The sequence below is a fragment of the Cryobacterium sp. Y50 genome (assembly GCF_002929805.1).
In the GTDB taxonomy this organism is placed as follows: Bacteria; Actinomycetota; Actinomycetes; order Actinomycetales; family Microbacteriaceae; genus Cryobacterium.
In genome coordinates this window covers 1-9,444 of sequence record NZ_PJJM01000038.1, presented here as the reverse complement: position 1 = coordinate 9,444, position 9,444 = coordinate 1, and the positions used below count along the sequence as shown (strand labels likewise).

The window sequence follows — 9,444 nt, the reverse complement described above, 5'->3', positions numbered from 1 at the left end:
GGCTCTGAACGACACGATTCATGATTCCGAGCACTGGCTGCCACCCGCACCACCCCTGGCTCCCTCGGAAGCCAATATTCACGTAAAATTACGGCTCAGACTTGCTCCCAAATATATCGCGCCAGGACCTCCATGTCAGGACCCCTGGACACAAGTGCGTGGTTGCATGGCACCCATGCCCCGAACGTCAGTTGCGTTCAACCAAGCGGATGCCGCAGCCCCGACGATACCGCCGCCCACGTCGCTAGATGCTTACTCCTCGGGCATGCTTCCCCCAGCGATGTATGCGCTCACCAGGTGTGCGGCGTACCGGTCAAGGTTTTGGCGGCCCCGGTCATAGCGCGTCGTGATTCGTGGGTCGCTGTGTCGGGAGAATATCAGCGCGTCACGAAGTGCCGCGCAGGCGTCGAGCAGGCCATGACGGCTGCATGCCGCATCGTGTGCGGGTGAGTTCCGGTTGGAAGGCCAGCTCGCTTGACGAGGATTTTGCAGCGGCCGTACGCGCCGCGCCGGTTTTGTGTGTTGCTTGGGCATATCCAAATCCTTTCACCAGAAAGAAAACGACAGGAGATCAGGCACAGTTCAGTGACTGCTTCTGAAGCCATCAATGCGTGCATTGCCTAATTCCACATATCAATCCTCCGTGAATATCTATGGCTCAATTCATCCACAAGAGACTGAGCCCGCGTGCGGTCTGATTTTCGTTCGACAAAACCAATACGTTCTCGGCATTCGCGCAAATCTGACTGGCGAAAGACGCCACCATTAGCAATCTCTCTGAAAAAATCCGAAAGAGTCGTGTGGCTATCCAGAAACAGCCGTCCTGCAACTTCACTAAGATCCGGAGTCAGCATTCCTCGGCTCGATGCAAAGGCTTCGTAATCAGGACAGAAAAGTCCGATTGAGCGCCCAGTTTCCAAGTAGTCAATCCAAATACTCGAGTAGTCGCTTACCATCCCGGTGGAAAGTCCGAGAAATTCATACACTGACAAACCAGCACTCCAAATTTCTGAATTCGTGATGCTCCTGATTCCAAGCTTTTCAAGACGATCCGCGTCAATTGGATGCGGCTTCGCGACCAGCTGAACGTTGGCAGCTTTCGCTTGCGTAAGGAGATCTATAGGGCTGGGACGGTTATCAAGTCGGGTTGCATTGAAGGGAGTCCCTTCCTCGACCGTTTGGGTCCCAAGCCCATATCCTTTGGTACTACGATATGTCGGCACCCAGACGACAAAGGGCAGGTCCGGATCTAGCCCAAGTAATCGAAGGCGGCTCAATCGATCGGGGCGAAAGGACGTGAGAGAATCTTGCCGAGGAAGGCCCGACAACAACATCTCGGCGTCACTAGCGTGGCATCCAAGGAGATGAAGGCCGTTCCAAACTGTGGAAGCCGATATCCAGGTGAGCTCACTCGAAGTGGTCGAGATATATCTCTTTGGGCCCAGGCCATGCGTCAAGTGAACGTGGAGGCGAATTCCGCGCGCCTTGGGAGATGACATCTCAATGTGACTGGTGAAAACCAATTCGGAAAATATAAAATACAGAACAGTTCGGTACCGAGTGCGTTGCACAATCCTAATTGCACGGGGTCCAATTTCCGTGCCGGGACTGAGGACGTTCAAGTAGGACCGCACCAACGCAGGATTGTGTGCTAAGAATAAGACCTGTCCCCCGTAGCGCCGTTGAAGTTCCAGAGCAGTCACGAGAAGATTTTCCTCATCATCTTCTTTGCCAAGGAAAAGAGCAACGGCCGCAGTCCGTCGCACAATCCAAAAGCCAAGTCCCAGGAGCAGCCACTCAACACTATATAAGGTCCTACGCTTTATCCTGGCGAGTTGCATCGAAAACATAGGGCTATCGTCCTCCGTATGTAAGTTTATAGGTGCGGATTCCCCACACAATTCGCAGGGAAAGTACAACAATCTCTACCGCAAGCACAGAGAGAGCGACATATACTCCGCCTTCCTGATGAATCAGGAAGAGAACGGCCAAGAATATAATTTGAAGCAGGCCTGCCCAAAGCGCACTAGAGTTGACTAATCGCGATTGGCCCATAGCGCCCAGGAAGGGATAGCCTAAAAGCAGCGATGAAGCAGACATCACAAATGTGATAACAAAAACTACCAAGACGGGATAACTATCCTTAAAGTCTTGTCCAAAAACAATCCCTAAAGCATACTCACCAAAAATCACGGCGAAGAAGCCCCCAATAAGACTTCCAATAATTGTGATCTTTAGGACGACGAAGAGAAGAGAGAAATTCTTAACTCTGGACATGTAGGGAAACAGCGCCTGCGAAACTGGCATAACCAAAGCTTGAGCCGCTTTGTATAGTTGTTCCGCGGCAGAATAGAGCGCTGCTTGAGAGGCCCCGCTGGTCAAGCCTAGAAAAAAGACACCCCCAGCTGTATAGACAGCTACTGAGGCCTTCGCGCCGAAAAAGCCCCAGGTTTCCCGAATTGTATCCCTGAGGAATCTCACACTCGTCCATTTAGGCGAATAGCCGAGGCGCACCATTAAGATAAGGCTCAGAATTGTAGAGACCGTAAAAGAAAGTCCGTGAGCGAGTGCAACCCAAGCAGAGTCCTCAGGGTTCTTAACGAATACTACTACCATTATTATGTAAAGAATCCGCGAAAGGGTAGTATATGCGGTTATAAAGCCCATTCTCTCTATGCCTTGGAATAGCCAATTAGGCTGAAAAGCCTGGCTTAAAATAGAAAGAAAGAAAATTGCGAAGAGAATTTGATGGGATTCGTACCGCGAGTTGAATAGAACAAAGGCAGTATAGAAGGGTGTGATAATGAGCAACAACATCACTTTTGCCGCAAAGACAGCACCTATCACTCCGCTAATTTTCTCTTTATCGTTACCGAGCTGAGATATGTTATGAGTAGCGGAAATACTAAAACCAAAGTCAGAAATAGTCGAGGCAATTATTACCATAGAAAGCCCAATAGCGACTACGCCATAAAGTTCGAGTCCCAGGACGCGCGTAAGGTACGGTAGCAAAACGAGCGGCAGCGCATAGTTCAGGAGCTGTATTGTAAAAAGGGCTCCAGCATTCTTGAAGACACGATTCGTTCCATTGCGCATCGACTTGGTCAACGCGTTCCTGAGCCTAGAGAATGTCCTAAAATCACGCGAACTTGATGCAAATAGGCCCATTTTGCAAGAAGCAGACCGCGAGACCGTGGCAAAGTTGGAAGAGTACCTCGTGTGCCCCGGAGTCGATGCGGGCGAGCACTATGGTCGAGCTGATTCATATTCCCTATCAATTAATGTCACTGGATACACGCTCTCTAACGTGCTATCAAACATAAGGTAACTGTTGAGTGAGTCCTAATGCTAGCAAAGTAGTAGATGGTCTCTCGACCGCGAAGAGCAGCTACTAAGTTTGACGTTGGCCGACGGTGATGAGTCGCCTAAATCCGACCGAATGCGTGCAACTGGTCACGTCGACGAATAATTACGCAGACAAGTGGCACTGAATAACTTCCTACCCGCTTCCATACAGAGCGGACACACTTACATTCAGGTACACATGGGCTGGGAGGAATTTACGTGAATGGTGCTGGGATGGAAGCAATAACGTGGATCGATTCGGTCGTATTTGGCGCACTAAGCAATGCGACGTTGCCAGCGTCAAGGACGCTTTGGATGAATAGGGATTCCTTTCGAGAAAGCTTAAAGGTAGTTGTAGTCTCCTTTGAATTAATTAGCGACACAAATTCTGCTAATTCGTATCGGAGTCCATCGCCGTCGAACTTGAAAAAGTACTTTTTGTTATGCGCTGGATCCTCGAATCGTGTTTCAAACTGCTCTGTTTTCCACCAAGGCGAGGGTACGTAGAGGCTACCCAACGTGCCAGCCACGACGAGGTTTCCCTCGGCTTTTGCCCCTAGGGCTACAGTTGCCGTAGCAAATGCAGAATTATACCGCAGGTGCATTTTGGTGAACAGATCAAGCCTGTTTGTCGGATCCAAGATTGTGTCAATTTCGAGGCCAACAAGGTCAGTTCCTAGAAGTTTAACTATTGCCAAGAGTGGGTAACTAGCCAATTCGCGGGCACTGCCTCCGAATTCCGAGACGACTTCGCGGGATCCGGCGAGTGCGATTTTCGTGAATGTGGCGCTCACGTCTCGAATCGTTCCAATAACACCGCTTCGAGCGATCGCGATCATACGGATGAAGCCAGGAGAGTACGCAGTCTTAATTGCCTCCAACAGTACGACGCCGTGCTTCTCGGCAGTGTTATGCAATTCCTCGGAGTCCTGGAAGCTCATTGTTAATGGCTTCTCGCAGAGAACGTGCTTGCCGTTTCGCAGCGCTGTACACGCTTGCTCGAAGTGAAATTCGTGCGGGCTTGCAATGTATACCGCATCGACACTTTCTAGGAATTCATCATAGTTGCTAGTTGAGCGAGCCAGCTCGTGTCGGTTACAGAAAGACTGCGCAGAAGCCAACTGTGATGAATAGACAGACTCAACGTTCACTCCGCTTACAAACTTCGATTCCAAGATGAATCGATCGGCGATACGTCCGCTCCCGCTTATGCCCAACCGAACTATGCCATGGGAATGTGCTCTGAGTTGAGTGCTGGAAACGCCTGGAGTCCTCTCAAGATACACCACGCGACAGTAGTCTTGAAGATAGTCAAATTTGCCTGTCCAGTCAGAACCGATTGCGAAGGTATCCACGTCATACTTCTGCACATCTGTGATTTTTTGGCCATCGGTTTCTTCAATGAAGATCTCATCTGCGAGGCCACTCTCCCTCACACTTTCTATGCGTCGCATAAGTGTGTCTTGGACGTTGAGTTTACCTCGTGAATCGTCATAATTGTCCGTAGTCACGCCTACAAGTAGATAGTCGCCGAGTGCTCGAGCTCTTTCTAGCAGTCGTCGATGGCCATCATGAAAAAGGTCGTACGTGCCATATGTTATGACTCTCTTCATCTATTCCCCCTATGAGGTGACTGATTTATGCAATGCTAAGCGAACAAACGCCGTATCCCCGTGCGCTCCTTATCGTAATGGTCTTCCCTCTACGTGCAGGTCGTTTCTGCAGGCAGGACCGACGTGGAATTCGAGCCGCATTCTATGGTCCAGGATTTGTTATTCGGACTTCAAGCGTTGTTTAGAGTTCTTCTTGTTCAATTGCATTTAGCGTTTTGACAAGAATAGCTGGGTTCCCCCGAATAAGTGAGAATGCGGGAAATATTCCATTAACGACGGATCCTGCCGCGACGACGCTGTCGTGGTCTATCACTGTTCCCGGTAAGACGGTAACGTTTCTACCAAGCCAAACGTTTCTACCGATGAGAATAGCCTCTGTTCTTACCCCGCGCCCTGCGACTGTTTCGTGGAAATTGGTGTCATAAACCGCTGACATATCACCGATTCGAACATTGCTTCCAATCGTTATGGACAATTCGGCGTGAATGCTGCAGCCCTGATTGACAAAACTCCCATCCCCAATATTGAGCGCGCCAGATCGTCCAGTGGTGAGTTGAATAGGCAATAGAGGGCCGCCAAGTACAACGTTTCGACCAAGGTTCATTCTTGACGCTCCTGATAGTATCGGCCATTTTCCGCGAAAACGGACCGGGCCTTGTAAGTGGACGCCGCGGAGGAAAGCGTATGAGGTCGAGAATACAGTAGTGAGCACCTTGCCTGCATGCGAAAAAATTTGATGTATCAAATTTGGAATCCTAAAAATCACGGCGGATAAGTCGGTTGAAAATATTCGTTCAATTTTTATTGCTGCCTACTTCCACAGGCTTATCGAATCTGGCGCCAAATATTTTTTGGTCCCACTCAATAGCCTTGATGGCCTTCCGCACGGCCTAACCGACGCGCAGTCGAGATTCTGGATGTGTGCACGGGTTCTAAACAGCCGGATCTAATCCTCACTGTGAGAGCGTATCCAACAGCCAACCACAAAGGTATAGTCCCGTTTACCGCTCCCGCCGTTTCGGAAAAAAAAGACGAAGCAACGGCGCCGAGACCGATCGCGGCAATCCAGATAGAAGTATCTCCCATGAGGCGACACAGAAGTACGACGCCGAGTATCGCTACGATAATGACGCTTGTGAAACCCGTTGCCGAGAATGCGATCCCAACAAGACTCTCACTCGATTCCACGAGACCGATATCGGCGAAGTTGCCGGCGTAACCAAATCCGCGGCCGAGCGGGTAAGCAATCGCGTCAGATAGACCGCCGAGAAACCCTCTGAGATGTGAAGCAGTACCGCCATGATTTAGTATCTGGAGACCAAATAAGAAGCCTCCTCCGGCGGCTATGGCCGTCGCTGGAATTATTCCCAATCTGCGTACCATCCAAGGTAGAACTAATCCAGCAAATGCAATAAGTAGGCCGGCGCGACTTGATGCTGCCATGGTTGCGAGAACAAGCGCAGCCGTAAGCGGAAAACGCCAGCCTGGCCGAATCGTTTGCCAGGCAATAATCGCGGCGACGGCGGTCACGATGCCGGCGATTGGTGGGTTGAGAACGAGCCCTCCAGCGCGAACGATGACGTCTCCGTTTAGAGCGTATCCGTAGTAGTACCCTGGTATTCCATTCAATATCCAGACGCCGCTGTTTGCTGCCAGCTTGGACGCGTCGAGAAGATGTATACCAAGCTCCTCAAGGACAATGTACGCGGCATTTGCGAGTCCGATCAGAATGGCGATTCTACAAACGAGTTTCCATTCCATTTCAGAGAGAACCAGGCCGCAAACTATTAGAATCGCTGGCATGAGGATTTGTCGGAAGAGAAAGAAGGCAGTTTCTCCATCGACGGAAGTGTGCAGCAGTGCAGCCATGCACAAGAGCAGCCACAAGATTGTGAGCAGAATCACCGCACCCTGTGCATGCCAGAGTCGGAGCGTCGCGAATGACAGCATCACGAGCACTGCCAGGTCATCAAGCAGGTTAGCGCTACTCCATGTGGTTAGGACCGATAGAGGACTCTGAATTGCCCCGCACAACATCGCGACTGCGGCGCTGAAGCCCACGGCGCCGACCTTCGGTGCGTATACGGTCGTATCGCGGAGGATTGGCAGGGTCATCTCCGGGTTGACTCGGTAAATGTCAGAGACTCGGTCACGGATGCCTTGGACCAGAGCATAAGTTGCGCGAGCGCATGTGATTGCTCTTGAATTTTCATATCTCTGAGTGCGATCATTCTTGTTTCTAGCTCGGTCCTTTTCGAAATGGCCATGCGCACTTGATCGGCGAGCTCCGTTGCTTCTGGTGCCGCATACAGTGCCGCATCTCCGAAGTACTCTTCGAGAACTTTGGTTGGCGCGGTTACAAGTGCTTTGCCAAACGATAACGCTTCATATCCAGCCCGTTGCATAGTATTCTCCATGACGGTCATTGCCACCATGACGGCGGATTGGTGAATAAGTCTTGAGAATTCTGAATTGCTCACGTATCCGGGGAAGACGACGTTACGAGGAGCGGATTTTTGCATCCATTCCGGGGCTGTTCCTGTTAACTTCCAGGTGAAGTTGGGAGTTTGTTTCGCTGCATGAAGAATTGCAGCTAACGGTTCATCATGCGCATACGCTAACGGGACTAAGACATAGGGCTCTTGCGAGTCCTGTGGCGTTTTGATCTGTGCATGCACATTGACGCTTTTGCGCCCTTCATCTGATCGCTTTTCAATTAAGTCATGTAGCACAAGCGCATGTCCTCCTCGCTCGCGAATAATCTCCGCCAATGACTCATTAGTGACAATTGCGGCGCCTCTTCTACGAAGTGCGTAAAGTGTCGGCGCGCGCAGCCAAATCCACTTGGGATCATCAAATACTCCTGTGTGCAAATCGCCATAGATTCGTGCTCCTGTGCGAATCGAATACGGAAGTATGGACAATATTGCGATCGGTGGAGGCTGCATGACAAAAATAGCAAACGGCTTATGCTGGCGGAGAACGGCTTGGGTTTTTTTCCACAATCGGAGATAACGGATAAGTGCGGGGCCACGGCCGCCCTCTAGAAATATACAGTTTATGCCGAGTGTCCGCGCGAGTCCTTCGCTTCTTCCGTGAAAAGTAGTCCAACTTATGAACACAGCTTCATTAGAACTCATGATGAATGCGCCTCACGAATATGGATTGGACAGCAACGACAATAAACAAGGGACCACGCAGGAGGTAGCGCTTCCATAGACGGGTTGGTTCGTGGGAGAGCCGCCAAGCCCATTCCAGCCCCGCGCGTTGTAACCATTCAGGTGCTCGCTTTTGTTTTCCTGCGGTGAAGTCGACGGCAGCCCCTGCGCCAACGTAAACGGCACGCGGTAAAATATGTAGCCAAGTTGAGAACCATAACTCTTGTTTTGGTGCTCCAAGGCATAAGAATACGACTTGCGGCTTTACCGATTCGAGTTCCCGAATCACTTCAATCGAGCGCTGATCATGAACGTCTGTAATACGTGGGAACGGTATGAACACGGCATCTGCGTCAGGGTGAGATTCTTGAATATTGGCTAGGATCGCACGTTCGTCGCTTTTGGAGCCGCCAGCGATAGCCACCCGCCAGTTTCGAGTCATTGATTCATCGAGGACATGGCGCAATAAATCGGCTCCCGTGTTTCGATGCACGGATCGGAGACCAAGGAGTCTCGCTAGAGCTACTAGAGGCATGCCGTCTATAATTCGCAGTGAAGCTCGGCGATAGGCCTCTAGAAAGAGTTTATCCTGTCGAAGTTGTAATGTCTGATCGACATTTAGAGTCACAACAAGGTGGGCTTGATCGTCATGGCAGAGCGCTTCAATGTCGTTAAGGAGTTCAGCTGTGCTACTGCTGAACAGCTCCGCGCCGTGCACGAAAACCTTGCTGTCTTGAACTTGCATGATACTTTTTTCAGTCACGATGCTCATTCAGCATCCTTCTTAGGCCACTTTAATGAACTTGATTCGACGACGAATCCCATATGTATCGTTGGTGGGGGGTATCTAAAGCCTGTCGTCTGCGGGTACGACATCCCCAAAATTGCTGCAGTCGGCTGCCTATGGTTGAAGGCGGGCCCGTCATTGCGCGCCCACTTGCTTAGGTGCAGAGAATCCTTGTGGACTTGCTGCAGAGTTCGACTGTTCATGTTGTGCCCCCATTCGGGGGATAATCCACTTGCCCCTTATTTTAGTCTAGTCCTCCGCACGGGAACGGTACTTTGCTAAGCACTTTTTCGTCGCTAGTGAGTGCCCTGTTTCGGGAGGTTGCGGACCGGCGCTTTGTGCGGCACGTGTTTGAGGCCGTGAGTGGGTACAACGCGGAGATTGAACGCATCTAGTGCAGGGGATGACCGCCTCCTCGGGTGCGCGGCCACTCGAAATCGCTAACTGGCACCTCTGATGGGTGAGTCCTGATTGGTTGGTAGCGCGCCGACTACTCAGTCCGATCGGACTTTCCCCGCGTGGGCGCTGTTGATCGAGGGCG

General features: G+C 51.0%; 7 protein-coding genes. All 7 read right to left on the bottom strand.

Features of this window, described 5'->3' with window-relative positions; all coding sequences use genetic code 11:
- Positions 1-620: 620 nt before the first annotated feature.
- Positions 621-1,499 (bottom strand): CDP-glycerol glycerophosphotransferase family protein, encoded by an 879-nt coding sequence (locus CXY73_RS21735; protein WP_255411333.1) that lies wholly within the window; start codon positions 1,497-1,499, stop codon positions 621-623.
- A 355-nt stretch (positions 1,500-1,854) separates the two neighbouring features.
- Positions 1,855-3,108, bottom strand: coding sequence for an oligosaccharide flippase family protein (locus tag CXY73_RS00560; protein ID WP_158253962.1), 1,254 nt, complete (start codon positions 3,106-3,108; stop codon positions 1,855-1,857).
- A 452-nt stretch (positions 3,109-3,560) separates the two neighbouring features.
- Complete coding sequence (locus CXY73_RS00555) at positions 3,561-4,958, bottom strand: Gfo/Idh/MocA family oxidoreductase (RefSeq protein ID WP_104176456.1); 1,398 nt, start codon at positions 4,956-4,958, stop codon at positions 3,561-3,563.
- A 181-nt stretch (positions 4,959-5,139) separates the two neighbouring features.
- Positions 5,140-5,562 carry an acyltransferase gene (locus CXY73_RS00550; RefSeq protein WP_104176455.1) on the bottom strand — a complete coding sequence of 141 codons (423 nt, stop codon included), beginning with the start codon at positions 5,560-5,562 and terminating at the stop codon, positions 5,140-5,142.
- 257 nt (positions 5,563-5,819) lie between these two features.
- Entirely contained in the window at positions 5,820-7,073 is a 1,254-nt protein-coding gene (locus CXY73_RS00545; RefSeq protein ID WP_104176454.1) for a hypothetical protein, read from the bottom strand.
- Positions 7,070-8,098 carry a glycosyltransferase gene (locus CXY73_RS00540; protein WP_104176453.1) on the bottom strand — a complete coding sequence of 343 codons (1,029 nt, stop codon included), beginning with the start codon at positions 8,096-8,098 and terminating at the stop codon, positions 7,070-7,072. Before CXY73_RS00540 ends, CXY73_RS00545 begins: the two co-directional genes overlap by 4 nt.
- Positions 8,088-8,888, bottom strand: coding sequence for a WecB/TagA/CpsF family glycosyltransferase (locus CXY73_RS00535; RefSeq protein WP_104176452.1), 801 nt, complete (start codon positions 8,886-8,888; stop codon positions 8,088-8,090). The genes CXY73_RS00540 and CXY73_RS00535 overlap by 11 nt, the downstream gene beginning before the upstream one ends.
- Between the last annotated feature and the right edge of the window lie 556 nt (positions 8,889-9,444).